This window comes from Micromonospora parathelypteridis, assembly GCF_014201145.1.
In the GTDB taxonomy this organism is placed as follows: domain Bacteria; phylum Actinomycetota; class Actinomycetes; order Mycobacteriales; family Micromonosporaceae; genus Micromonospora; species Micromonospora parathelypteridis.
Map to the genome: position 1 here is coordinate 6,102,144 of NZ_JACHDP010000001.1, position 24,411 is coordinate 6,126,554.

General features: G+C 70.3%; 25 protein-coding genes. 15 read left to right on the forward strand and 10 right to left on the reverse strand.

Features of this window, described 5'->3' with window-relative positions; translation table 11 throughout:
- The first annotated feature begins 132 nt into the window (after positions 1–132).
- Together HNR20_RS27445 and HNR20_RS27450 are read left to right on the forward strand one after the other, a co-directional pair.
- On the forward strand, positions 133–504 hold the full coding sequence (locus HNR20_RS27445; RefSeq protein ID WP_221309941.1) for a DUF302 domain-containing protein: 372 nt from the start codon (positions 133–135) through the stop codon (positions 502–504).
- 322 nt (positions 505–826) lie between these two features.
- Positions 827–1,156 (forward strand): TraR/DksA family transcriptional regulator, encoded by a 330-nt coding sequence (locus tag HNR20_RS27450; protein WP_184185573.1) that lies wholly within the window; start codon positions 827–829, stop codon positions 1,154–1,156.
- Positions 1,157–1,235: 79 nt separating this feature from the next.
- Here HNR20_RS27450 and HNR20_RS27455 read toward each other — a convergent pair whose 3' ends face one another.
- The 3 genes from HNR20_RS27455 to HNR20_RS27465 all read right to left on the reverse strand — a co-directional run bounded on the left by HNR20_RS27455 (position 1,236) and on the right by HNR20_RS27465 (position 3,817).
- A complete protein-coding gene (locus HNR20_RS27455) occupies positions 1,236–1,892 on the reverse strand; it encodes a DUF2306 domain-containing protein (RefSeq protein ID WP_184185576.1) in 657 nt (218 codons plus the stop codon).
- Between the two features lie 126 nt (positions 1,893–2,018).
- Positions 2,019–2,681: a response regulator gene (locus tag HNR20_RS27460; protein WP_184185579.1), complete on the reverse strand. Its 663-nt coding sequence runs from the start codon at positions 2,679–2,681 to the stop codon at positions 2,019–2,021.
- Positions 2,678–3,817, reverse strand: a complete 1,140-nt coding sequence (locus HNR20_RS27465) for a sensor histidine kinase (protein WP_184185582.1) — start codon at positions 3,815–3,817, stop codon at positions 2,678–2,680. The genes HNR20_RS27460 and HNR20_RS27465 overlap by 4 nt, the downstream gene beginning before the upstream one ends.
- Positions 3,818–4,104: 287 nt before the next feature.
- Here HNR20_RS27465 and HNR20_RS27470 point away from each other — a divergent pair, with 287 nt between their 5' ends.
- The 6 genes from HNR20_RS27470 (at position 4,105) to HNR20_RS27495 (ending at position 9,191) form a co-directional block, all read left to right on the forward strand.
- Positions 4,105–4,647, forward strand: coding sequence for an RNA polymerase sigma factor (locus tag HNR20_RS27470; RefSeq protein WP_184185585.1), 543 nt, complete (start codon positions 4,105–4,107; stop codon positions 4,645–4,647).
- Entirely contained in the window at positions 4,644–5,471 is an 828-nt protein-coding gene (locus HNR20_RS27475; RefSeq protein ID WP_184185588.1) for a cupin domain-containing protein, read from the forward strand. The genes HNR20_RS27470 and HNR20_RS27475 overlap by 4 nt, the downstream gene beginning before the upstream one ends.
- Positions 5,468–6,340, forward strand: coding sequence for an ABC transporter ATP-binding protein (locus tag HNR20_RS27480; RefSeq protein ID WP_184185591.1), 873 nt, complete (start codon positions 5,468–5,470; stop codon positions 6,338–6,340). The genes HNR20_RS27475 and HNR20_RS27480 overlap by 4 nt, the downstream gene beginning before the upstream one ends.
- Positions 6,337–7,938 (forward strand): hypothetical protein, encoded by a 1,602-nt coding sequence (locus tag HNR20_RS27485; protein WP_184185594.1) that lies wholly within the window; start codon positions 6,337–6,339, stop codon positions 7,936–7,938. The genes HNR20_RS27480 and HNR20_RS27485 overlap by 4 nt, the downstream gene beginning before the upstream one ends.
- On the forward strand, positions 7,935–8,624 hold the full coding sequence (locus HNR20_RS27490; protein WP_184185597.1) for a hypothetical protein: 690 nt from the start codon (positions 7,935–7,937) through the stop codon (positions 8,622–8,624). The genes HNR20_RS27485 and HNR20_RS27490 overlap by 4 nt, the downstream gene beginning before the upstream one ends.
- Before the next feature lie 132 nt (positions 8,625–8,756).
- Positions 8,757–9,191: a glutaredoxin domain-containing protein gene (locus HNR20_RS27495; protein WP_184185600.1), complete on the forward strand. Its 435-nt coding sequence runs from the start codon at positions 8,757–8,759 to the stop codon at positions 9,189–9,191.
- 61 nt (positions 9,192–9,252) lie between these two features.
- Here HNR20_RS27495 and HNR20_RS27500 read toward each other — a convergent pair whose 3' ends face one another.
- Positions 9,253–9,690: a ribosomal maturation YjgA family protein gene (locus HNR20_RS27500; RefSeq protein WP_184185602.1), complete on the reverse strand. Its 438-nt coding sequence runs from the start codon at positions 9,688–9,690 to the stop codon at positions 9,253–9,255.
- A 60-nt stretch (positions 9,691–9,750) separates the two neighbouring features.
- A complete protein-coding gene (locus tag HNR20_RS27505) occupies positions 9,751–10,935 on the reverse strand; it encodes an amidohydrolase family protein (RefSeq protein ID WP_184185605.1) in 1,185 nt (394 codons plus the stop codon).
- 297 nt (positions 10,936–11,232) lie between these two features.
- Between HNR20_RS27505 and HNR20_RS27510 the strand changes: the two genes are divergently transcribed.
- From HNR20_RS27510 to HNR20_RS27535, 6 genes are all read left to right on the forward strand, one after another.
- Positions 11,233–11,535: a hypothetical protein gene (locus HNR20_RS27510; RefSeq protein ID WP_184185608.1), complete on the forward strand. Its 303-nt coding sequence runs from the start codon at positions 11,233–11,235 to the stop codon at positions 11,533–11,535.
- A 160-nt stretch (positions 11,536–11,695) separates the two neighbouring features.
- Positions 11,696–12,109, forward strand: coding sequence for a VOC family protein (locus HNR20_RS27515; protein WP_184185611.1), 414 nt, complete (start codon positions 11,696–11,698; stop codon positions 12,107–12,109).
- Positions 12,110–12,321: 212 nt separating this feature from the next.
- Complete coding sequence (locus HNR20_RS27520) at positions 12,322–13,332, forward strand: ABC transporter substrate-binding protein (protein WP_184185614.1); 1,011 nt, start codon at positions 12,322–12,324, stop codon at positions 13,330–13,332.
- A complete protein-coding gene (locus tag HNR20_RS27525; RefSeq protein ID WP_184185617.1) occupies positions 13,329–14,117 on the forward strand; it encodes a class I SAM-dependent methyltransferase in 789 nt (262 codons plus the stop codon). Before HNR20_RS27520 ends, HNR20_RS27525 begins: the two co-directional genes overlap by 4 nt.
- A complete protein-coding gene (locus HNR20_RS27530) occupies positions 14,114–15,217 on the forward strand; it encodes a FecCD family ABC transporter permease (protein ID WP_184185620.1) in 1,104 nt (367 codons plus the stop codon). The genes HNR20_RS27525 and HNR20_RS27530 overlap by 4 nt, the downstream gene beginning before the upstream one ends.
- Positions 15,214–16,083: an ABC transporter ATP-binding protein gene (locus HNR20_RS27535; RefSeq protein WP_221309942.1), complete on the forward strand. Its 870-nt coding sequence runs from the start codon at positions 15,214–15,216 to the stop codon at positions 16,081–16,083. Before HNR20_RS27530 ends, HNR20_RS27535 begins: the two co-directional genes overlap by 4 nt.
- A gap of 92 nt (positions 16,084–16,175) precedes the next feature.
- Here the strand turns inward: HNR20_RS27535 and HNR20_RS27540 are convergent, their stop codons facing one another.
- The 3 genes from HNR20_RS27540 to HNR20_RS27550 all read right to left on the reverse strand — a co-directional run bounded on the left by HNR20_RS27540 (position 16,176) and on the right by HNR20_RS27550 (position 18,263).
- Positions 16,176–16,421, reverse strand: a complete 246-nt coding sequence (locus tag HNR20_RS27540; protein WP_184185624.1) for a hypothetical protein — start codon at positions 16,419–16,421, stop codon at positions 16,176–16,178.
- A gap of 85 nt (positions 16,422–16,506) precedes the next feature.
- Positions 16,507–17,370, reverse strand: a complete 864-nt coding sequence (locus HNR20_RS27545) for a TIGR03620 family F420-dependent LLM class oxidoreductase (protein ID WP_184185627.1) — start codon at positions 17,368–17,370, stop codon at positions 16,507–16,509.
- A gap of 41 nt (positions 17,371–17,411) precedes the next feature.
- Positions 17,412–18,263 (reverse strand): helix-turn-helix domain-containing protein, encoded by an 852-nt coding sequence (locus tag HNR20_RS27550; protein WP_184185630.1) that lies wholly within the window; start codon positions 18,261–18,263, stop codon positions 17,412–17,414.
- A gap of 134 nt (positions 18,264–18,397) precedes the next feature.
- Between HNR20_RS27550 and HNR20_RS27555 the strand changes: the two genes are divergently transcribed.
- Positions 18,398–19,417 carry an aldo/keto reductase gene (locus HNR20_RS27555; RefSeq protein ID WP_184185633.1) on the forward strand — a complete coding sequence of 340 codons (1,020 nt, stop codon included), beginning with the start codon at positions 18,398–18,400 and terminating at the stop codon, positions 19,415–19,417.
- A 148-nt stretch (positions 19,418–19,565) separates the two neighbouring features.
- Here HNR20_RS27555 and HNR20_RS27560 read toward each other — a convergent pair whose 3' ends face one another.
- Both HNR20_RS27560 and HNR20_RS27565 read right to left on the reverse strand, forming a co-directional pair.
- Positions 19,566–22,046 carry a M14 family metallopeptidase gene (locus tag HNR20_RS27560; protein WP_184185636.1) on the reverse strand — a complete coding sequence of 827 codons (2,481 nt, stop codon included), beginning with the start codon at positions 22,044–22,046 and terminating at the stop codon, positions 19,566–19,568.
- A gap of 244 nt (positions 22,047–22,290) precedes the next feature.
- Positions 22,291–24,411 carry a HelD family protein gene (locus HNR20_RS27565; protein ID WP_184185639.1) on the reverse strand — a complete coding sequence of 707 codons (2,121 nt, stop codon included), beginning with the start codon at positions 24,409–24,411 and terminating at the stop codon, positions 22,291–22,293.

Consider the following 24,411-nt stretch of genomic DNA (forward strand, 5'->3'; position numbering starts at 1 on the left):
ACCGCGGTGAGAAGGGAAGAACCGGCCCTCGTTCTGCGACAAATCTCCCCGGACCGGCGTCCTTTGCGGGCAGGATGAGATGGATTCGCCCAGCGACACGGTGAGCGGGGGTCGGCCGTGAACGACGGATTGGTGACCAGGCGGAGCGCCCACGACGTCGGAGAGACCGTCTCTGCGCTGCGGGCTGAGGCGGAACGCGTGGGTGCTGCGGTGGCGGCGGTGGTCGATCATGCGGCGGCCGCTCGCAAGGCCGGGCTGAGCATGCCCGACACGCAGGTCATCATCTTCGGAAACCCGCAGGCGGGCACTCCGCTCATGCAGGCCCGTCCCGAGATCGCCATCGACCTGCCCATGCGACTCCTGGTGCGCGACGACGGCCAGCCCGGCTCGCTGGTCAGCTGGCAGGACCCCGCGTACCTCGCCCAGCGGTACGGACTGGGCGAGGAGCAGCTCGCACCCCTGAACGCCCCGGCCAAGATCGCCTCTGCGCTCGACGGCCGCTGAGACGGCCCGAACCGGCCGTTGGCATAACGGTGAGCGCCACTCTATGGTGGGGGCATGCCGCCGGTGACTTTCTGTTCGCCTGCCGTCACCGAGGTGGCGGCACCCGGTGCTGTCCGGGTGGCGACGGCGGCACGCCTGTTGGCGGGGATGCGGGTGCCGGTTGACCGTTCGCCGCGGACCGCGCCCACGCACAGGCTGTCGAGCCCGGCGCGGAGCGGCCGAGGCCCTCCTGCGGAGTCGTTGCAACCCAGAACGACCGCCAGGGCGAAGCCATTCGAGCTTCGGCCCTTTTCTTTTTCACACCCCTTTCGAAAGGCAGGCCATGAGCCTCGATCATCGAGTTGCCGACCAGGGTTGGCTGGCTGATCTGCGAGCGTCCCTGGCGGACGATTTCGCCACACAGACGGCTCGGTTGCGGGAATTGACGGAGCTCAACGCGGACACCGGCGACCCCGGCGAGGCCCACAACCAGGCCGCGCTGCTGGTGGTCACCCGCCGCAACATCGAGCAGATCACCGGTGCGCTGAACCGGATCAGCGACGGCACCTACGGTGCCTGCGAGAAGTGCCGCCAGAGCATCCCGGCCGAGCGGCTTGAGGCTCTCCCACATGCTCGCTTCTGCGTGCCGTGCCAGGAGAAGCACAACAAGTGACGTCCCGTGTGGCTGCCGTGTCAGCGGCGCGGCAGCCATGCGGCCTCAAGTCCAGAATGCCCAGGAACCGCCGATCCGCCTAGCCCGTACGTACGTCTCGGCGGAGTGCTGCCGCGGTGACCATTGGGGCCGGACGCCGCAGGTACCACTCGGCCACGGCAAGGTTGATCAACCAGCCGGCGACCACCAGCCCGGCCCGCACGTTGCCGTCGGGCTGTTCGCCGGTCGCGATGAGGTACGGCGCGTGTGTGAACGCCTGGGTGCCGGCGCCGAGGCCGATCGCGTAGCCGCGCACCATCCACCTGCGGTGCTGGGCGAAGTGCCGGCGTAGCGCGTCGGCCAAACCGAGCAGGATCGCGCCGGCCATGGCCGAGCCGAAGACGAGCCGCATGACGGCGAGCACGTCGTTGTCATGGGCCGGCAGGTCGTACGCGAAGGCCATCCACAGGCCGGTGAGCGCGACCGCCAGTCCACAGGGGACAAGCACCCGGCCGGCGAGGCGGTGCCAGCGGCGGCGACGCAGGCTGGGTACGAACTGGAAGGCGCCGAGAATCGTGTAGACCACCGCGCCGACGATGTGCAGCACCACCGGCAGGGGATCGGCGATGAAGCGAGCGTTCGCCGGGGTGACCTCCGGTCCGGTGCCCAGCTCGGTGAGACGTGCCGCACCAGCGACCATCGGTATCAGGCCCAGCAGGATCAACGCGGCCGGTAGCCGCCACTCGCGCAGTGTCATGCCATCGATGGTGGACGCGGCACCGTCCCTGCTCATCGGCACATGGGCCGCAATCGGGCCGGACCATGGTCCGACGCCGTCGTCGTACTTACGTCGGTGATCGGTCACCGGTCGACATCGGCTCCGTCACCAGCGCACCCGTGCGCGGTTGGTCTCGTACGCCCACATCGCCACCTCCACCCGGTTACGCACACCGAGCTTCGTCATCAGGCTGGTGATGTGCGACTTGACCGTGCTCAACGTGATGTAGAGCTCGTCGGCGATCTCCTTGTTGGTGCGTCCCCGCGCGACGGCGACCAGCACCTGCTCCTCCCGGTCGGTGAGCGCATCGACTGGCTGCTTCCGAGGGGCGGCTGGACCCGCGTCAGCGAACGCCTTCAACAGCCGCGTGGTGACGCTCGGCGCGATCAGCGCGTCCCCGTTGGCGGCCGCGTGCACGGCCTGACTGAGCAGGTCGGGACCAGCCTCCTTGAGCAGGAAGCCGCGGGCGCCGGCACGCAGCGCCGCGTACACGTACTCGTCGAGGTCGAAGGTCGTGATGACGACCACCGCCAGCGGCTCCGCAACCGCTGGCCCGGCGAGCGCCCGGGTGGCCTCGATGCCGTCCATGCCTGGCATCCGAATGTCGAAGAGACACACGTCGGGGCGGAGCCGCCGGGCGAGCTCGACCGCCTGACGACCGTCGCCAGCCCCACCGACGACCTCGATGCCGGGCTGGGTGTTCAAGATGATGGTGAGGCCGGTACGGACGATCTCCTGGTCGTCCGCCACGAGCACGCGGACGGTCACGTGCCGACCCCCTCGCGTGGGAGCACCGCCGTGACGGTCCACCCACGGCCGGGATTGGGGCCGGCCTCGCAGGTGCCGCCGAGCAGGTCGGCGCGCTCCATCATGCCCACCAGGCCGAAACCGGGCGAGCCTGTCGGGCGGGTGGCACCAGCCTCTCCGTCGTCGCAGACCCGCAGGCGCACGGAGGTGTCGTCGGCCGCGACGCTGACCTCGATGCGGGTGGCGTGGCGGGCGTGGCGACGGGCATTGGTGACCGACTCCTGAGCCAGGCGATAGAGCGCGGAGCCGACCGTGGGCGGAATGTCACCGAGGTCGCCGCGCAGATCCACGTCGACGGCCGGCCCGGTGCGGAAGTGGCCGGCGAGCCGCTCGATGTCGGCGACCTGCGGGCTGGGCCCCAGGTCGGCGGGCTGGTCGCGGCGCAGGACGCGGACCATCGCGCGCATCTCGGCGAGCGCACGGGACGCCTCGGCCTCGATGGCGCGGAGCGCCTCGACGGCGGAACCCGGCTGGCTCGCCGACGTCGCGATGCCGGCCTGCGCGCGGATCGCCATCGCCGACACGTGGTGAGCCACCGTGTCGTGCAGGTCACGGGCGAGCCGCTCGCGCTCCAGCAGCTTCACCTGATCGAGCTCACGCAGCCGGGCGGCGGCGCGGAAGCGGATCGCGGTACCCAGTGTGGCCGCGGCGAACATCACCGCGAAGCCGGCGACGAGTTCGCCTCCGTCGATCGAGCCGACCAGGCCGGCGGCGGCGACCTTGGCCACCACGAAGAACGAACCGATCACGGCATCGCGGCCGGAGCCCCAGCGGAACAGCGCGCTGACCAGGAGAACCAGGAAGCTCGCCGTGAACATCTGGCAGGCATCGCCGGGCAGCACGAATGGGCCGACCGTCGTGAAGCCGAACGCGATCGCCACCATGTGGAGCGGATGGGCACGCCGCCACAGGAGCGTGGGCAGCAACGCGAGCGCCACGACGACGCAGCCCACCCGCCACGGCAGATCGGGCCGGAGGATCCCCTCCAACACGATCGCTGGCGCGAGGACCGCGATCATCGCCCAGTCGCGCCACACCCGGGACGGCGCAGGTGAGACACGCGGCTCGGCCAACACAGCGTGCAGGCGAGGGTGCATAGGACCATCGTACGAACGGCGGTGCGACTCCAGATCGTCCCAAAGTACGACCGCCGGCTACCCCGCTCGGGCGCGACATCCGTTCGCGCGACCGTGCAAGCCTCGAAGACGGTCGACGCGGCGGCAACCCTTCGAGCTTGACCGCCAGTTCCTCGCCGGCGCGACCGATGGCGTATAGCCGGGCGACGATCCACGCGCCGCCGCTGCTTGGGTGCCTGGCGGGCGCGCTGGTAGGAAGGCACCAGTGTCTTGTGAACCAAACCTTGGTCCCGCTGCGATAGGTAGGCATGACCGCCCAGGATGATGCTGACCTCCTGGCCCTGACCGCAGGCGGCGACCGGAACGCGTTCGAGGCGTTCTACCGCCGGCACGCGCCGTGGCTGCGCCTGCGCCTTTGCTACCGCTGCGCCGACGACGCCCTCGTCGACGACGTCGTGCAGGAAACATTTCTCGCGGTGTGGACCGGTGCCGCCGCCTCGTTCCGGCCCCGCGACACCGACGCTGCCGCCTGGCTGTGGCGGATCGGGTCGCGCCGGCTCATCGACGCGCTGCGCCGCCACACGTCCCGCGACCGGCTCAGCCGGCTCCTGGCCCGCCTGCGCGGCCGCGACGAGCCGTCCGCCGAGGAGCAGGTGCTGATCGGTCTCGAGCACGGCGACCTCGGCGGCGCCCTCATCCGCCTCTCCCCGGAGCTACGCGCCGTCATCCGCGCCACCGTCCTCGACGGCCTCTCCACCACCGAGGCCGCCGTCCTGCTCGGCATCCCCGCCGGCACCGTCAAGACGCGGGCGATGCGGGCCCGCCGGCAGCTGCGAGAGGAGCTGACATGACCTGGCATCTGCTCGACGAGGACCTACGCGCCTACGCCACCCGTACCCTCGTCGCCCCTGCTCTGTGGTCCACGGAGGCGCACCTGGCCGCCTGCGGTGAGTGCCGCGAACGCCTCGCCGCCACCGCGGCCCTCGACATGGGATGGGTGGTCGACGGTGGCTGGGCCCGCCTCGACGCCGCCCTGGACGCACCACGGCCCGGGCCCGTCGAACGGCTGATGATCATGGCCGGCGTCCCCGACCACACCGCGCGGCTGCTCGCGGCGACGCCGGCGCTGCGGCTGTCGTGGCTCGTCGCGATCGCGGTCACGGCCACGTTGACGGCAACGGTGGCCGTGTTCACCGACCCGGTCGTCTTTCTCGTCGTAGCCCCGCTGCTGCCGCTCGTCGCGGTCGCGATGTCATTCGCGCCCGGCATCGACCCCACCTACGAGATCGCGGTGGTCGCCCCGATCCGCTCGTTCCGGTTACTGCTGTTGCGTTGCCTCGCGGTACTTTCCGCGACCACCGCGCTGTCCGCGGTGGCCAGCCTCTTCATCTACGAGTACGGGCTGCGTGCGACCGGCTGGTTCCTCCCGTCGCTCGCCCTGACCGTGCTGTCGCTGCTGCTCTCGACCCGGCTCGGCGCGGGGCCGGCAGCGGTTGTCGTCGGCGTGGGTTGGGCGACGGTGGTCGCCGCAACCTTGGGCGACCGGCTCGTCTTCACCCTCGCCGGGCAGGCCGGCGTCGCGGTCGTCGGCGGGATTGCCGCAGTCGCGCTGTCTCGTCAGCGCGGTGCCTACGACCGTTACCACGTCCCCAACCCCATCAGGAGGGCTTCATGACCGTCGTTCAGGCAACGGGTCTGGCGCTGCGATACGGGCGCACCACCGCCCTCGGGGACGTCTCGTTCACGCTGCGCACCGGGGTGACCGGGCTGCTCGGCCCAAACGGCGCGGGCAAGACGACACTGCTGCGGATCGTCGCGACCGCCCTGCCCGCCGACGGCGGAACGCTGCGGGTCTTCGGCCACGATCCGAGCACGCCACCTGGGCGGCTCGCGGTCCGGCGCCGGCTCGGGTACCTGCCCCAGGATCCAGGGTTCCACCCGTCGTTCACCGCGTTCGAGTTCGTCGACTACGTCGCGATCCTCAAGGAGCTCACGCACCGGTCGGCGCGGCATGCCGAGGTCGCCCGGGTGCTCTCCGCCGTCGGCCTCGACGACCGCCGGCGATCCCGGATCCGGACCCTGTCCGGCGGCATGAAGCAACGGCTCGCGCTGGCGGCCGCACTGGTCGGCGACCCGGACCTCGTCATCCTCGACGAACCGACGGTCGGTCTCGACCCGGAGCAGCGGCTGCGGTTCCGGGAGCTGATCGCCGACCTCGGCGAGCGCAAGACGGTGCTGCTCTCCACGCATCAGACCGAGGACGTCATGTCGCTGTGCCAGGAGGTCATCGTCCTCGACCGGGGCCGAGTACGGTTCGAGGGCACCCCGGCGAAGCTGGCCGGGTTGGCTGCCGGCAGGGTGTGGACGAGCGCGGAGCGGCAGGCCGGGGCGTTGGCGTCGTGGCGGACGGGCACGGGCCTCCACCGCCACGTCGGCGACCCGCCACCTGGTGCCACGCTGGTCGAGCCGTCGATTGAGGACGGCTACCTGACGCTCGTCGACGCTGGCGCCGAGGCGTCGGCGAGCGCGGGAGGCGCGCGATGACCGCGACGTCGACGGTAGCCGCGCCGGCCCGGCCGATGCCGCCGTCCAGAAACGGGCGTAGGCAGGCGCTCCTCGCGCTCGCCCGGTTCGAGTCGGTCCGGATGCTGCGACATCCGCTCACGATCGCGGCCGCGCTGCTGTTCCTCGCCCCGTGGCTGTGGGACTGGCTGGCCGGCTCCGCCAACCGATATCCGGTGCTCCCCGACGAGCTGATCACCATCAACCTGCTGGCGCTGCCGATCCTTGGCGGGTCGGCGCTGATCGTGGCGAACCTTGTCACGCTACGAGCGCACCGGCACAAGGTCGACCCGTCCTACGACGTGCTGGTGCTGCCGCCAGCGTGGCGGGTCGGCGGGTTCCTCCTGGCCCTGCTGTCGCTGGCCGCCCTCACCCTGCTGCTCGTCGCCGTCCGGGTCGGGGTCTCCGCGGCGCTGCCGGGCGCTGCCAGGTCGGTCGACGTCGCCGCGATGCTGACCCCGTCGGCGCTGACGCTGCTCCTCGGCGCAACCGGGGTGCTCTCCGGGGTTCTGATTCGCTCCGTGCTGATCGCCCCGTTGGTCGTCCTGCTCGTCCTCGTGCTGGAGTTCCTGGCGATCACCCCGATGCTCATCGAGACCGGCTGGCGGTTCCTGCTGCCGGTCTACATCAGCGATTTCACGGTCCCGGTGCCCGCTGGTGTCTCCGACCGGCCCGCGGCCCGGCACCTGGTTTACCTGGTCGGGATCACCGTGCTGCTCGCCGCCGCCGTCCTGGCCCGAGCCAACGCGCGGCGGCAGGTCGTCGCGGGCGGGCTCGTCGTCGGGCTGATCCTCGCCGTCGGCGGCGGGCTGACCCAGTCGCGGCCCGACCCGGGCCTGGCGGCGGCCCGCGCGACGGTGGAGGACCGGCCGGCGAGCATCCAGTCGTGCGAGATCCGCGGCGACGTCACCTACTGCTTCTTCGAGGGGTTCGACGGGTTCGTTCCCGGGTGGGACGCGGTGGTGACCTCGGTACGCGCGGTCGTGCCGGCCAGCGCCGCCTCGTCCGGGCCGCCGCTCGCGGTGCGGCAGCGGACCTCCCTCGACGCAATCACCGCGGGGGGCTGGACCGGGTCGACCGCCGAAGACCGGCGGAGGGTAGCCGCTTGGAAGGTCGAGGACGTGGCGGCGGGAACCCCGGAGGCGGTCCAGGTCGGCACCGCGTGGGGCGACGACCGGGCAGCCGCCGCCCTGGCCGCCGGGGTCGCCTACCGGCTGATGGCCGCGAAGGCGTACGACGGGGGGAGCCTCCTGTGCGGGGCGCGGGCGGCGCTCCTGGTATGGCTGGTCGGGCGGGCGTCGCCGACCACCCTGGCCGGGTTGCGTTCGCTGGACGAGAGCAGCACCGGCGGGCTCTCCCTCAGCGACATGTCCTTCATGTACGGCATCGCGGCATCCGACCGGGCGGCGGCACCGGCGTTGGAGTTGCTGGAACGGGCCGCCGAGGTGGCACCACTCGTCGAGCGGCACTGGGCCGAGCTGACGGCGCCCGACACACCGTTGGAGCGTTTCGGCGCCATCTTCGGGGTGCCGATCCAGCCGCTCGCGCCGGACGACGACACGCTGCCGTGCGTCCCGTGAGTGACGTGTCCGCCGTCGGCGCGTCGGGGCAGGCGGCCGGCGGGCCTGTGCCGAGGCGGGGTGGGCGACTGCGGACGGTGGCGGCGCTGGTCTGGCCGACGCTGAGGTCGACGCGGATCCCGCCGCTGCTGGCGGCCGGCCTCGTCGGTGTGGCGATCGTGATCCCACCGACGGTGACCGAGTCGATCCTGCCACCCGACGACCACATCACGTTGCTGCGGCTGGTGATGGCCTGCGTCGGCCTCGGCGTCACGTTCGCGCTCGACGACCCCGCGAAGCCGATCGCGGAGACTCTGCCGGTCCCGGCCTGGCTCGGCGCGCTGGTACGAGGGGTCGCCGTCGCGGTCGTCGGCGGCGCCTGCTGGGCGGCAGCATTGGCGGTGACACGCTCCGGGCCGGAGACAGCGTCGCTGCCGTATGCGGACCTGACCCGTGAGGCCGCGGCCGTCGCGGCGGTCGCGTTTCTCGCGTCGGCAGTCGGCTGGCGACGCTCACCGCGCGGGATCGGCAGTCCACTTGCCGCTCCGACGCTCCTGCTCGGGATGACGGTGGTAGCGCTGCTGCCGGCGTCCGTGGGTCTGCTCGTCGGCATCGGCGACGGCTGGAACGCAGCCCACGACCGCTGGACGTACCTGTTGGCGGCGGCACTACTCGCGACCGTCGGGGTGCTCACCGTCCGCCGCTAGCGTGCGCCGCTGGCATCGCGGCGGCGCTTCGCCCTTCTGCTAGATCCGGCATGGGGTACGCCGCCGCTGGCGAGATCACACATGACAGCTAGCGAAGACAGCCCTCCACGTACCTGGCGGTAGAGTCGCGGCGTGCTGCGGCGGTGGACTTTGGCGATCCTGATGGCGGTGTGCGGCGCGCTGGTGGCGGTGACGCAACTGACCGACGGTCTGCCCGTCGTCGGTGGCGTCGAGCTGCTGATCTTCTTGGCGCTGGCACTGCTGCTCTCGCCCTGGGCCTTCCCCCGCTCGGTCGAAGCCGCCGAAGCGCAACGGGCCAGCGCGGCGGACGGCCGGCCGATCGTGTACTGGCGTCCCGGCTGTCGCTACTGCCTCCAGCTCCGGTTCTCCCTTGGCCGGCTCGCCCGGCGGGCGCACTGGGTGGACATCTGGTTAGACCCGGCAGGTGCTGCCGCCGTGAGGGCGGTCGCAAGCGGCAACGAGACCGTGCCCACCGTCGTGCTCGCCGGTCAGGCTGTCGTGAACCCCGATCGGGCCTGGCTCCGCGAGCAGCTCCGCTCGTCCTGAGCGCGCCCGTCGCGGCCCAATCACGCTACTGCCGGCTTGTGCGGGACCGTCCGCAGCGCGGTCAGCCATTAGCGTGGGTCAACTCGGAGGGCCGCTGGGGGGACGACGACGCGCGGCGGTGGCGGGCGCGTACCAAAAGGTGCAGCGCCAGCAGGGGAGCCACCCCGACCGGGTACCAGGCCAGGTCGACGGGGTCGAACTGCACACCCAGCGCCAGCCTCGCGGCCATGCTCCGCGCCGACAGTTCGGCCGGCACCCCGGTCAACTGCGCCAGCTCGACCACCCAGCAGAAGGCGGTGGCGACGACCCCGGCGGGCAGCGGTGCCATTCGCGGCCACAGGAACAGCACCGCGGCCCAGACCATCGACGCGTACAACGCGGTGCCGGAGTGTTGCCGCAGCGCACCGTCGTCGACGGCGCGGATCAGCAGCGCTAGGCCCACGAACAGCAGCGCCGCGACCGGCATGAGCAACCGCACCGTACGGGCCGTGATCGGCATTCTCGCGATGGTAGCCACCGCACCAACGTACGGGCACCGTCCGGTGGGCGGGGGAGAGGCTCAGGAGGGTCTGCCGGCGCGGTACACGGCGAGCGGGCGGCGCAGTGCCGTGATGTCGCTCGTCGGGTCGCCGTCCACGACCAGTAGGTCGGCTTCGAATCCGGGGCGGACACGGCCCTTGCGCCGCCCGAGGCCACACACCTCCGCGCCGACCGAGGTGGCTGCGGTGAGGGCGGCGGTGGCGGGGATGCCGCACGCGACGTACTCGACGAGCGATTCCGGCAGGATCCCGTGCGGCTTCGCGGGGCCGAGGCCCGCGTCCGAACCGGCCACCAAGCGGACCCCGGCCCGATGCAGGGTGGCGGCACCGTCGCGCAGCGTGGCCTCGCTGAGCCCGGCCCGCGCCGCCATCGCCACCACCTCCGGCGGCGCGACCACGGCCGGATCGGTGCCGAGCGTGGCACAGACCGCCACCCCGGCCGCGGCCAGGCGGTCCGCGAGCTCGTCGGGTACGTGGGCGCCGGTCGCCGTCACGCACGTGCAGTGCTCTATGCCGTCGAAGCCAAGGCGCAATGCCTGCTCGACCGCGCTGAGCGCGTGGGCGTGCGCGGTCACCGGCAGGTCGAGATCGTGCGCCTGGGCCAGCGCGGCGATCAACTCCTGGTCGCTGAACTGCGGTCGGGTGGTGTCGGTGCCGGGGGTGAACACGCCGCCGCTGGCCATGAGCTTCACCAGGTCGGCGCCGGCCGCCGCCCGCAGGCGCACGGCCTCGCGGATCCCGTCGACGCCGCTCGCCTCGCCCCCCATCGACCAGCAGTGTCCGCCGACGCTGGTGACCGGTGCGCCGGAGCCCACCACCGTTGGTAGGTCGTCGCGCACCGCCCGGTCTCGCCATCGGAGTACGGCGTCGCGGCGGTCGCCCAGGTCCCGGACGGTCGTGACACCGGCCGCCAGGTGCGCGCGCAGTGACGCTTCGATGACCGCGTCGAGGTCCGTCTCGGGGCGCTCGGCGAGCCGGCCGAGCGCGTCGGGCCCGGCGTCGGCGCACAGGTGTACGTGCGCGTCGACCAAGCCGGGCAGCAGGGTGCCGTCCGGCTCTTCGCGTACCGGCCAGCCTTCCGGTGCCTCGGCCCAACCCCGGTGTACGTCGGCGATCCACCCGTCGTCCAGCAGGACCAGCACCCCACCGTCCACGAGTCGCTCGCCGTCGAACATCCGCGCCGCCCGAACAGCATGTCTCGTCATCGGCGCTCCAAGTTGGTTCGACGGCCTCGGCCAGAATCCAGCCGACGGCGTTCCGTCACGAGCTGATGCACCAGGATGACAACATGGCTGCCGAGAACACCTCCCCGGATCGAGGGATGAGGGACCGATCCGGGGCAAGACGCCAGCGCTGGCAATCTCCCCCAGCGAGGGGAGGCCGGGGCATCCCAGGTGAATCTATGGTTGGCGCTGGGGTGAGAGGCGCTGCGACGGACCGAGTCCGCCACGCTCACCCGGAGCATCCGACCCAAGGGCGCCTCCTTCGACGAGGAAGGCGTAGTGCCTACATTCGCAACCACCTGGGGCCTCGGCGACTACCCCGCGATGGCCCGGCTGTTGATGCCGGCCGCCGAAGCCGTGGTGGCGGCGGCCGAGGTAGGGCCGAATGATCGGGTGCTCGATGTGGCCACCGGCACGGGCAACGCCGCGGAACGGGACCGGCTTGTAGCGCAGGGCCGCTGGGAGGCGATGCGCGCGGATCTGCGCTCGTTCGTCGGCGAACGTGGTGTGACCGACGGGGACCTCTTTCGGCTGGAGTTCGAGTACCTGGTCATGACAGCCACGCCGGGGCCAGCCAGTTAGTCCTCTGGTGCATTGGTGTGTTTCCGGCTCCGGGGTTCGGGTAGCAAGCTGGGTCTGGTTTCGTCACGTGCCTCCGAATCGCCCTCGTCTTCGTTCTTCGGCCTCGCCCGCGGGGAAACCTGACGCGAATTGAATCGGGGAATCCGCGCGGGAGGTAGACGTGACCGACAGGGCACCGGATTATTTCAATCCCGAGGGTGGAATCTTTCTCGCCACCCTGTTGATCGTCCGTGACATCGACAGGTCACGCGAATACTACGAGCGGGTCTTCGGCGCGACCTGCGTGCACGACAGTGACCCGTTGATCCTTCGGTTCCACAACAGTTACATCATCATCAACGTCGAGGGTGGGCCCACTGACGACAAGCCGACTGTGCTGGCCAAGGCGCCGGCCGACTCCAACACGTTGAGCTGCGCGATGAATGTGCGGGTCACCGATATTCGGTCCCTCTATGAGGAGTGGAAGTCTCGTGGCGCGGAATTTCTCACCGAGCCGAAGGACCACGGGACGGAGATTCGGTGCTACCTGCGCGACCCCGACGGCTATCTGGTCGAAATTGGGCAGGGACTCTGATTTCTCGGGCGGTTCTTCGCGCGCTGCGGCGACGCCGTCCTCTGGAGCACGCTCCCGGCAAGCCAACGCGACGCACCGGCCGTGCCGGGCGCTGGCCGTGACCGGTCCGGCCAGCGTGCGCCTCGCCGGCGGGCTGCCGTCCGCCGCAGGCCGGGGCAGCTGCGCACCCCCGCCTGCCCCGCCCGATGAGAGCCGTTGCTATCGTCCCGCTCATGAAAACCGTTTTCATTACGGCTGGCATGTGCGTGGTGCTGGCCGCCGCAGGATGCTCCGGCGGTGGGCCTGCCACCTCTGACGCGCAGGGCCACCTGGCCAGCCCTGTCCAACTGACCAACTGCGGACTGCCCGTCGGCATCACCGCGCCACCACAGCGAGCGATCGCACTGGAACAGAACGCCACCGAGATCATGCTCAGCCTTGGTCTCGCCGACCGGATGGCCGGCACCAGCTACCAGACCGACCCGGTGCTGCCGGAGCTGCGCCCGGCGTACGAGAAGGTGCCGGTGCTGGCCAAGCTCTACCCGTCGCGGGAGGCGGTCCGCGCGGCGAACCCGGACTTCGTCTACTCGACATACACCTCGGCGTACGCGCCGGACGCCGCCGGCTCGCGCGCCGACCTGGCCAAGCTCGGTGTACCGGCGTACCTCTCCGAGTTCGCCTGTGAAGACCCGGCGGACGCGAACCAGACGGTCACCTTCGACGGGCTCTTCAAGGAGATCCGCGACATCGCCCGTGTCTTCGGCGTCCCTGAGCGGGCCGAGCAACTGATCCGCGAACAGCAGAGCCGGCTGGACGGTGCCCGGGGTGCGGCGCCGAGCGGTGCCGGGCAACCGAGCACAGGACAGTCCCTGCTCTGGTACTACTCCGGTACCAGCACCCCGTACCTGGCTGGGCACGGCGGGGTTCCGGACGCGATCAGCTCGCTGCTGGGCGTCCGAAACACGTTCACCGATGCCAGCCAGAAGTGGCCCGCCGGCAACTGGGAGGAGATCGCCAAACGGAATCCCGACGTGATCGTGCTGGCCGACCTGACCAGGGGTGGCGACGGCGACAGCGCCCAATCGAAGATCGACTTCCTGCGCCGGAACCCGGTGACGTCGAAGCTGGACGCGGTGGTCGCCGGGCGATTCATCACCGTGCCCGGCTCGGCGATGGACCCGTCGATCCGTAGCGTCGAGGCCGCGGAACTCGTCGGCGCGAACCTGCGCGGAGCTGCCCGATGACCCCGCCGGACGGCACCGACGTCGGAGCGCTCGATCAGGCGGCCGCGCGGCGACTGCTCACGCTCTGGAACGACCAGCAATCCGCCTACGTGGCCCACCACGATCTGCGGTTCGAGGCGATGCTCGACGTGGTCCGGCTGCACTCTCCTGAAGACCTGACACTCCTGGATCTGGCCTGCGGTCCCGGTGCCATCAGCGACCGGGTGCTGGCCGAGTTTCCGCGGGCCACCGCCGTCGCGGTCGACTACGACCCGATTCTGCTGCGGGTGGCGCGCGGCGCGCTCGAACGGTACGAGCCGCGGGCCGAGGTTCATGACGTGGACCTGGTGGCCGATGGCTGGGAGAAGGCGCTGGCCGGCCGAAGTGTCGACGCGGTGCTCACCTCGACGGCACTGCACTGGCTCGCACCGGAGCAACTGCTGCGCGTCTACACCACCGTGGCGCGGATGCTGCCGCTCGGTGGCGTGTTGCTCAACGCCGATCACCTCCGTTACGACGAGTCGACGCCCACCCTGCGCGACATCGCGCGACGGCACGACGCCCAGGTGCAGCAGGAGACGTTCGCCGCCGGCGCGCTCACCTACTCCGCCTGGTACGCCGAGGCGGCCCGTCACCCGGAACTGGCTGAGCTGGTCGTGCAGCGGGAACAACGGTTCGCCGACCGACCGCCGCAGGCCCTCGCTTCGCTGGACTTTCACCTCGCCGCCCTCCGCACGGCCGGCTTCGCCGAGGTCGGCACGGTCTGGCAGTACCTCGACGACTACGTGGTGTTCGCCCGCCGATGAACACGCGAGCCGCACCATCTCTCGTTCCGGCACCCGGCCTGGCCGTGCACACGCGACAGTCCCCGCTTTCCCCTGCCGGCATCCCGAGAATCGGCCGGTACGTCCTGCCGGCGGCCGTGCTCTTGCTGCTGGTCACCATTGCCGTGGCGGTCAGCGTCGGCTCGGCCGATCTGCCCCTCGACAGCGTGCTGCGCGCGGTGGGTAGTCACCTGGGCCTGCCGGTCCACCCGCTACCAGCGTTGCCGGACAGCATCGTGTGGGACCTTCGGCTGCCCCGGGTGCTGTTGGCCGCGTTGGTCGGTGCCGGTCTGGCGGTGTGCGGGGCGGTGCTCCAGGCGCTCACGCGTAACCCACTGGCCGACCCGTTCCTGCTCGGCGTCTCGTCCGGGGCCTCCACCGGCGCGGTGGCGGTGCTGGTACTCGGAATCCGGATCGGCACCGGCCCGGTCGACCTGACCACCGGCGCGTTCGTCGGCAGCATGGCCGCGTTCGGCGCGGTACTGCTGCTGGCCGGCCGACGGGCCGGCGAACCCACCCGGATCGTGCTCGCCGGGGTGGCCGTCTCGCAGCTGTTCAGCGCGGTGACCAGCCTGATCGTGATCTCCGACGCGCATACCCAGGACACCCGTAGCGTGACGTTCTGGCTGCTCGGTTCGCTGACGGCGGCCTCCTGGCCGGCGGTGGCGCTCAGCGCCTCGGTCGTCGGCGTCGGCCTGCTGGTCTGCTGGGCCAGTGCGACGGCGCTGGACGCGTTCGCGTTCGGCACCGATACCGCGCGGTCGCTCGGCTTCTCTCCCGGGCGTACCCGGCTGCTGCTGTTCAGCGTCACCGCCCTGATGGCTGCCGCGCTGGTGGCGGCGAGCGGCGCCATCGGTTTCGTCGGGTTGACCGTGCCGCACGCAGTGCGGTTCGTGTTTGGCGCACGGCACCGCACGTTGCTACCCACCTGCGCGGTGCTCGGCGCGATCTTCCTGATCTGGGCAGACACGGTGGCGCGGACCGTCTTCGCGCCGCAGGAACTGCCGGTGGGTGTGCTCACCGCGCTGCTCGGGGTGCCGGTGTTCGCGCTGGTCATGCGACGCCGGACGGGTACACCGTGATCGGCCCGGACAACACCGGCCGGGGCGTGGGTGACGGTGGTCGGGCGACCGGCGGTGGCGAGAACCACCGAGCCGGCGCCGACCCGCAGCCGGCGCGGCTGCATGCGGACGGGGTCGGCTGGGGCGTGGCCGGTGCGCGGATCCTGGCCGAGGTAGCGCTGACCGCCGAACCGGGCGCGACGGTCGGGCTGCTCGGGCCGAACGGCTCCGGCAAGTCGAGTCTGCTGCGACTACTTGCCGGGCTGGCGCGGCCCGATTCCGGGCGGGTGCTGCTCGATGACGTCACATTGGGCGCGATACCCCGACGTGCGCTCGCCCAGCGGATCGCGGTGGTCACGCAACAGGCGGCCACCGACGTGGAGATGTCCGCGCTGGAGGTGGTCCTGCTGGGCCGGACCCCGTACCGGTCACGCCTTGCGGGGATCGGCGTCGCCGATCTGGACCTGGCACGGCGCGCGCTCGCCGAGGCCGGCCTGGCCGGCTTCGAGCAGCGGCGCTGGGCCAGCCTCTCCGGCGGCGAACGGCAGCGGGTCGACCTGGCACGCGCCATGGTGCAGGAACCGGACCTGCTGCTGCTCGACGAGCCGACCAACCATCTGGACATCCGGTACCAACTGGAGCTGCTGCGGTTTCTCGCGGAGTCGGCCACCACCGTGGTGGTGACTCTGCACGATCTGAATCTGGCCGCGCAGTACTGCGACCGGCTGGTGCTTCTGTACGGCGGCCGGGTGGTCGCGGCCGGCACGCCCGTCGAGGTTCTCACCACAAGCCGGATCGAGCAGGTCTACCAGGTGCCCACGGACGTTGACATTGCTGCTGACGGCCGACCACGGATCCGGTACCGCAGGCGCGCCGCTCACGAGTGATCAGACGGCTACCACCCCACGTGTACGCGAGCGTGGCCGACAGCGATGAGATCAGGTTGCGGCACTGCGAGGAAAAATGCTGCTGAGGTTTGTCAGGGTCGGTTGTGCACGAACCACGCGTCACCGGCGGGCAGGGCAACGGCGACCTCCCACTGGCTCAGTTCGAGGTTCGGGGCGAGCGCCTTGAGCTGACCGGCCACGGTCCACGCCTCGTCACCTGGCGTCGGGCGACGGCCCACCTGGACGAGGACGGTGCCCGCCGGGCCGTGCCCGATCGGCAGGCCGGCCAGTGGTGTACCGACGAAAGCCGCTTCGATCTGCTCAAGGTCGTCTCGCACGGGGAAAGTGTCTCCGATAATCGACGCGGCATGGGATCAGGCCCTCGTCGTGGTGCGCCACGACGAGGGCCTGGCTTTCAGGACGTCAGATCAAGGCCGCGGCGAGAGCGCGGAACGCGTCGGCGGGGAAGGTCGTGGCGTCGCCGCCGTTGAGAACCTGGATCGCCACCTCGTCCGCGCCGGCCTGATAGTGCTCCTCCAGCCCGGCGGCGACCTTCTCGACCGTGCCCCAGGGGATCAGGGCGTCGACGAGCCGGTCGCTGCCGCCCGCGGCGAAGTCCTCGTCGGTCCAGCCGAATCGCCGCAGGTTGTTGGTGTAGTTCGGCAGTGCCAGGTATCCGCTCGTGTACTGCCGCGCGGTAGCGCGCGCGGTGGCGGCGTCTGCGTCGAGGACCACCGCGACCTCGGGCGCGAGCAGCCGGTCCGGCCCGATCGCCGCACGGGCCTCGGCGGTGTGCTCGGCAGGGACGAAGTACGGGTGCGCCCCGGCCGAACGGTCGCGGGAGAGCTCGAGCATCCGCGGGCCGAGTGCGGCCAGGACCCGCCGCTCGGAAGGAAGGCCGGCCGCGTCGAGGCCGTTCAGATACTCCACCATCTTCGAGTACGGCTTGCGGTAGTCGGTGCCGCTGCCTTCCAGCAGCACAGCGTGGCTGGCGCCGAGGCCGAGCAGGAACCGGCCGGGATGCGCCCGCTCCGCGTCCTGTGCGAACGCCGTCACCTCAGGGGGCGACGAGTGCCAGATGCTCACAATCCCCGACGCGACGCCGATGTGCTTGGTTCCGTCCAGGATCTCCCGGAAGCGGGGGGCGACGTTCTCCCCGAAACCGCCCGAGAACCAGAGCCGTGAGTAGCCAAGTTCCTCCAACTCGGTCGCGGCATCGACGGCCGCGCCCTGACTCTCGCTGCTGAGGAAGAACGGTTGCCATACGCTGACGAGTCGTTGTGCCATAGGGGAACACTACGACCCGACGGCTCCTGCCGGGCCGGAGGTCAGACTGTCGTCGGGATGGCCGAGTGGTCCACCAGGAGGCGCAGGGCCTGCTCAGAGGGGGATCCGCCTTCGGCGGTGTACAGCCCGAGGACCTGCTCCGGATCGGCGGCGTGGGCGAATGCCTCGTAGTTGAGAATCAGCTCACCGACGACCGGGTGGCGGAAGCGGTGGGCCCCGTAGGTGTACTGATGTACATCGTGGTCGGCCCACCAACGGCGGAAATCCGGGTCACGTTCCGACAACTCGTCGACCAGCTCGCCGAGTTGGGCGTCGTCCGGATTGCGCCCAGCGTAGAGATGCAGGCTGGCGACGGCGCCGCGGGCGACTTCCGGCCAGTCGAGGTAGAGCTGCCGCGCCGCGTCGTCCAGGAAGAGGAACCGGGCGAGATTGCGACCTCGGCGCGGTAGCGCCTCGAAGTCGGTGAAAAGGGCACGGCCGAGCGCGTTGGTGGCCAATACGTCGCAGCGGCGCCCGATCACGAGCGCCGGCACGTCGAGTGCGTCGAGGGTATGCCGCAGGCTGGGTCGCACACGCTGCGCCGGCATCAGTTGATGCCCCGCTGGCGACCGTCGAAATCTCGCCAGCGCGAGGAGGTGGCTGCGTTCGGTCTCGTCCAGTTGCAGAGCGCGGGCCAAGGCCTTGAGCACCGACTCGGAGACGTTCAGGTTATGACCGCGCTCCAGCTGGATGTAGTAGTCGGTGCTCACCCCGGCAAGGCGGGCCACCTCCTCACGGCGGAGCCCTGGCACTCGCCGGGTGCCCGGCCGCGCGGGCAGTCCCGCCTGCTCCGGGGCGAGCCGCGCCCGCCGTGCCCACAGAAACGCCCGAAGCTCCGCATTGCCACCGCTCATGACCTCCAGACTATTCCGCCCGGGTCCCCGCAACCCGTCGTGAGGGGGTCCACTGGCACCTCCCGCATTCCGTGAAATGGATCCGTTGCGGTGCTTGACTGGGCCGAGGCCTCGAGAGCAGTGGAGAGCACACCATGAAACGCAGAATCCTCGGCGGCACGGGCATGTCCGTAAGCGAGTTCGCGCTCGGCACCATGATGCTCGGCGCGATGGGTAACACCGATCACGACGAATCAGTCGGTTTGATTCATACCGCGCTGGATGCCGGCATCAACTTCATCGACACCGCGGACGTCTACTCCGCCGGCGAGAGCGAGGAAATCGTCGGCAAGGCGCTGAAGGGGCGGCGTGACGAGGTCGTCCTCGCTACCAAGTTCGCGCTGCCGATGGGATCGGACACCAACCACCGCGGCGGCTCCCGTAGGTGGATTACGCAGGCGGTGGAAGGAAGTTTGCGCCGCCTCGGTACCGACTACATCGACCTTTACCAGATGCACCGGTGGGATCCGGACACCGACCCCGATGAGACACTTTCGGCGCTCTCGGACCTGATCCGGGCCGGCAAGGTGCGCACGATCGGCTCGTCACTGTTCCACCCGGAGCAGATCGTCGAGGCGCAGTGGGTCGCCGAGCGGCGCAACCACCATCGCTTCCGGTCCGAGCAGCCGCCGTACAACATCCTGCTGCGCGGCATCGAGGCCACGACACTGCCCACCGCCAAGCGGTACGGCATGGGTGTACTGACCTTCGGCCCGCTCGGCTCCGGCTGGCTCTCCGGTCGGGCCGACCCGACAGCGGGTCACCGTAACGCGGGACCCGCCACGCGGCTGTTCGACCAGACCGAGCCGGGCAACCAGTTGAAGGTGGAGGCCGTCGGGAAGCTCACCGAGTTGGCGGCCGAAGCGGGCCTGAAGATGTCCCATCTGGCCGTCGCCTTTGTGCTGACCCACCCGGCGATCACCTCGGTGCTCATCGGTCCTCGGACCCCGGCGCAGCTCACCGACCTGCTCTCCGGCGCCGGCGTCGAACTCAGCGACGACGTGCTGGACCGGATCGACGAGATCGTTCCGCCCGGGGTGAACCTCAACCAGCAGGACATCCTCTTCCTGCCCACCACTCTCGGGGACAAGCACGCCCGCCGCCGTCCGCGTTGACGCCACCGGCCGAGCGTCGGGCTCCAGGACAGATCCGTAAAGAGGTCCGCCGGTACAGGTCCTCAAGGGGAACCTGTACCGGCGGACCTAATCTGTTCCAACCGCTGTTACCTGGCTGACCCGCGATCCATCCGGGCCAGCTGGGCGCCTACTTCGTGCGGATCGTGATCGTGGCCTTGCGGTAGTTGTTGCGCCTGTCGTTCTTCGTCGGGTCGTAGTTCTGCTCGATGTTGCCCGCCGCGTCGACCGAGAACCAGTGGAACGTCGTCGTCTCGCTCACGTGGAACACCTCGCCCGGCTCCCGGAACTCGGTCGCCTCGTAGCGGGGCGACTGGAGGGTGGGCCGGCTGCCGTCCGTCGTGTAGTAGATGGTGGCCGGCTCGTTCGTCTCGAAGCGCACGTCGACGGGCTTGGAGTACTTCCCGCCGCCAGGTACGAGCTTGGACGTCGGGTCCTTCTTGTCCTTGCCCCAGTCCGCTGCGACTCGGAACATCTCCATGATGCCGTTGGCGTACTCCATCGTCTCGGCGTGGCCGCTGACGAGGTTCGGATCGCCCTCCCATACCGGCTGGAACGAGCCGCCCTGCCAGTCGCCGGTGGCCGGGTTGTAGACCGAGCCGCCGACCTCCCAGCCGAAGGCGTAGATCCCATAGGTGTGGTACAGGTCCTCGCGCACGTTACCGGCGGAGGAGTAGAGGACGTCCGATGAGCCGCCGACGTTCTCCGGCGTGACGACGGTCTCCCGGTGCGCCTTCACCTGCGACAGGATCCTGTCGGCCGACTGCCAGTAGAACGCCTCGTCACCCAGCGGCGGGCGCGGCGTGGTGATCCGCCCGTCCGCGATGTAGGCGCCGGGCTGCCAGAACAGCTGGCCGCCGTTGGAGTGCACCGACATCATGAACTTGATGTTCGAGTACTTCTCGACCAGCCAGATGATGTTCTTCGACTCAGGTTCGGACAGCTCTGCCGGCCCCTGGTAGGTGTCGCTGACGCAACTGGTCGACGCACCCGAGTAGCCGTCGTGACCCGACCCGACCCGGTAGTTCCGGTTCAGGTCGACGCCCCAGGAGTTACGCCGGGCCGGATCGGCGTTCTCGTCCGGGCAGTGGTTGGTCATGTTCCGGCGCTGCGAGGCGAAGTTGTAGAAGCTGTAGTTCGCCCCGTCGGGGTTGTTGGACAGGATGAAGAAGACGTCGGTGCCCTCGACGATCTTCTTGGTTTCCTTGTCCGTCTTGTAGTTGTGCACCAGACGCTCGGCCGACTCCAGTGAGGTCGTCGCCGGCACCCACTCGCGGGCGTGGTCCTGCGCCTGGATGAGTACGCCGGGGTTCCTGCCGTCGCGGTGCTTGCCGATCCGCAGGACGGGGATCGTGACCGGCCCACGCGGCACCTCGCCCTCCGGTGCGCCGACGCGCTTCTGGTCGAGGGAGTCGGTCAGCGCGACCGGGCCGGACGTCGGCGCGACGATGCCGGTGCCCGCGTTGGTCCGGTACGGGTGCGCCCGGTCGATGAGGCCCTGGGACTGAGCCTCCAGCGCCGCCGCCACCTCGGTAGCCGTACTCGCGACCCCGGCGGAGGCGTCCTTCGCGAGGAGGACGCGGATCGCCTTGCCCGCCACCTCGACGCTGAGCGGGAGGTTCGCCTCCGGCCGCTCCACGAAATCGACGGTGATGTCGTTGCCACCCTCGTGGCCCCACGCCGCCGAGCTGACGACGACCGCGGACTGCCCGGTGCCGCCGATCGTGGCCTGCGCCTTGCGCTGGTAGCCGTTCGTCTGGTTCGGCAGGTAGACGATCTCCGCGATGTCCGGGTACTGCCGGGCGATCTCCTTGGCGCGGCTGTAGAGCTGCTGCGGGTTCCGGTAGCCGTCGACGAAGTCCGACTTGTAGCCCCGGTTCTCCGTCAGCGGCGGCGGAGCGTCCTCAAGCCAGTCGGAGACGTCGCCGGTGGCGACGCCGCCGGTCGAGCTCGTGACCCGGATCTGGTTCGGGCGCGCGTCGAGCTTGAACAGGTTCCGGTGGAACATGTACTGCCCGGAGTCGACGAACCGGCTCATCGTCCGGGCGAAGCCGAACGAGGTGCGCCGGCCTGAGTCGTTCTCGAGCTGCATCGTGACGATCGGGTCGGCCTGCTGCCCTTCGGTGGTCCGCGCCTCGACGTACAGGAATCCCTGGCCCTTCGTGGTGAACCAGTCGGCGCGGACGACCCGTACCGTCGCCTCGTGGCCGTGCGGCTGGTCAGCCTGCGTACGGAGGGCCTGGAGGCCGCCGTCGGCCTCTTCACTCCAGGCGAAGCCTTCGTCGTCGCCGAGGATCTGAACGCCCATCGCCTGGAGTTCGGCGGTCTGCGCGGCGGTCACCACCGCCTCACCCTCGATGCCGCTGGGCACGCGCCTGAGGCCGTGTTCGAGGTCGAAGCCGGCGGCGACGACCTTGTCCAACATGTCGGCGCCGGTCAGTTGGATGCGTACGAGGCGTACCGATTCCTGGACCTCTAGTGGGGAACGCCCCGAACCCGCCGTGGCTGTGGGCGCCGCGGGATCCGCGCCCACGGGTGCTGGCACGGTGAGGACGCTCGCCACCAGGGCGGGCAGCGTGAGAAGCGCGATGCGCAGTCGTCTGCGTTGCATGCTTCCCTCCTTCTGTTTGCGGCCTGTGGTTGATGCCGTGGCCGGCCCACGAGCGGGCCGGACCGACCCATCGGATGGACATGCTGAGGTCGCCCACGGTGAGCGCGTGCGGGCTGTGAGCGAGCTCGGAGCGGTGAGTGTATGTGAATACTTCGCATCGACGGCCCGGCTGAGCCCGATCTTGAGCATTGCTTGAGTTAGTCGTTCAACCTCGGCTACCGAGGGTCAGGCCGGTCCGGTGTGGTCAGTGCGTGAGGATCAGCTGTCCGAGTTCCTGGGTGCATCGGGTGAGCGCGACGTAGAGGCCGTTCCAGCCGCGCGGTTCGGCGGCGATGCCCTGAGGGTCGATCAGCAGCGTCGCGTCCCACTCCAGTCCCTTGGACTGTGTCGCGCTGAGCACCGGCACGTCGTTCAGCACCGGTAGGAGTTCGGCGATGCGGTCGGTGGGGGCGATGACGCCGACCATGCCGCCCTGCCACCGTCGCTGCAACTGTCGCAGGGCTTGGGCGGCGGCGTCGGCAAGCTCGGCGGGCGTGATCGTGAGCTCCCAGGGGGCGATGCCGGCGGAGCGTACCGCCCGTGGCGGCGCGTTGTGGCTGCCAGCTTCCTTCAGGACCGGTTCGGTGAGGTCCATGACCTCCCGGGGGGTCCGATAGCAGATGGTCAGCTCCGCGGCGGTCCAGCGGTCTCCGAAGGCAGCCCGCACCGCTTGTGCCCAGCTGGTGTGCCGGTGCGCCGCCTCCGCCTGGTCGATGTCGCCGACCGCGGTGATGGAGCGACTGGGACAGCGCCGTAGGACCATCTGCCACTGCATCTCGGACAGCTCTTGCGCCTCGTCGATGACGATGTGGCCGTACACCCAGCCGCGTTGCCGGCGAGCGTGGTCGGCGACGAACTCGCCCTGCGGTTGCGGGGCTTCGCCCTCGCCCAGCAGGTCGGCGAGAGCATCGAGCAGAGGGATGTCACTCGATGCCCACGGGGCAGGCTCGGCCGAGACGGCGGTGATCTCCTCCGGGGAGAGTCGCGGGGCGAACTGGGCCAGCAGGGTGCGGTCGGTCAGGAACCTACGTAGCAGGGTTTCGGCATCGAGGGTGTGCCACCATGCCTCGATGAACCGGGCGATGGTGGCGTTCTCGGCGATGCGAGAACGAAGATCGGAGATCTCGTCCTCGGAGAGCAGTCCGTCGACATCACTGCCGGAGGAGGCGCTGCCGAAATGGTGGTCCTGCTTCATGCTGCTGTCGACGCGGGCGAGGATGTCCTCGAAGCCCTCCTCCATCTCGTCCATCAGCGCCTTGCGCTGCTCGACGACGGCTTCGGCGAGGAGATGGTGCAGTTGCTCGGCGAACACCGTCCGGGCGTGCTGGTAGGGGCGTCCCTGCACGGCCGAGGCGAGCGCCTGAGCCACTGCTGACGCGGAGATGACGTGGAACTCGCCCTCCCAGCGCAGCTTCAGGTCGCGGGGCCGGGGGAGCAGCGACGTGACGTAGTTTTCGAGCGCGGGTTGCCAGAGTGCGCGGCCCTTGATCTCGGCGACAGACCGGCTCTCGTCGCGGCCCACCCGAATATTGGTCAGCAGAGTGTCGCAGGTCGCCGAGACGACGGCGGTCTCACCGAGCGCGGGCAGCACCTGGGCGATGTACTGGAGGAACCGCGGCGAGGGGCCGAGGACCAGGACCGCCTGGTCGGCCATCTGCCGGTGGGTGAACAGCAGATAGGCGACGCGGTGCAGAGCGACCACCGTCTTGCCGGTGCCGGGACCGCCCTGAACGATCAGCGGGCCGGTCGCCTCAGCCCGGATGATGTCGTCCTGTTCGCGTTGCAGCGTGGAGATCGCCGTCGACATGCGACCGGTGCGCCGCTGGTCGAGGGCGGCCAGCAGAGCGCCTTCACCGACGAGCTCCGCCGTCATGGTCCCGTCCAGTGGCTCGTCGTCCACACCGACGACAGCCGATCCCGTCGTGCGGATGTGCCGGCGCCGCGCCTGACCCTGGGGGTCGACAGCCGTCGCGGTGTAGAACGGCCGAGCCGCGGGAGCGCGCCAGTCCACCAGCAGTGGCTCGCTGTCCTCGTCGTCGTTGCGGAGACCGACACGGCCCACGTGTCGCACGGTGCCGTCAAGGCCGTCGAGGCGGCCGAAGACCAGGCCCTCCCGTGCTCGCCGTAGCTCCTCGTACTGCTGGCGGAGCATGCGTTGCCGGGCCTGTTCCACCGCGTCCAGGGCCTCCGCCGAAAGCTCGGCCCGCAGGTGGTCGGCCAGCCTGTCGCGTCGGGCCGTGGCCGAGTCGAGAAACTCCTGTTCCTCGGCGACCGCGGATCGACGCGAGTCAGCAGTGCCGTTGTTCAGAGCAGAATTCCGGCGCAT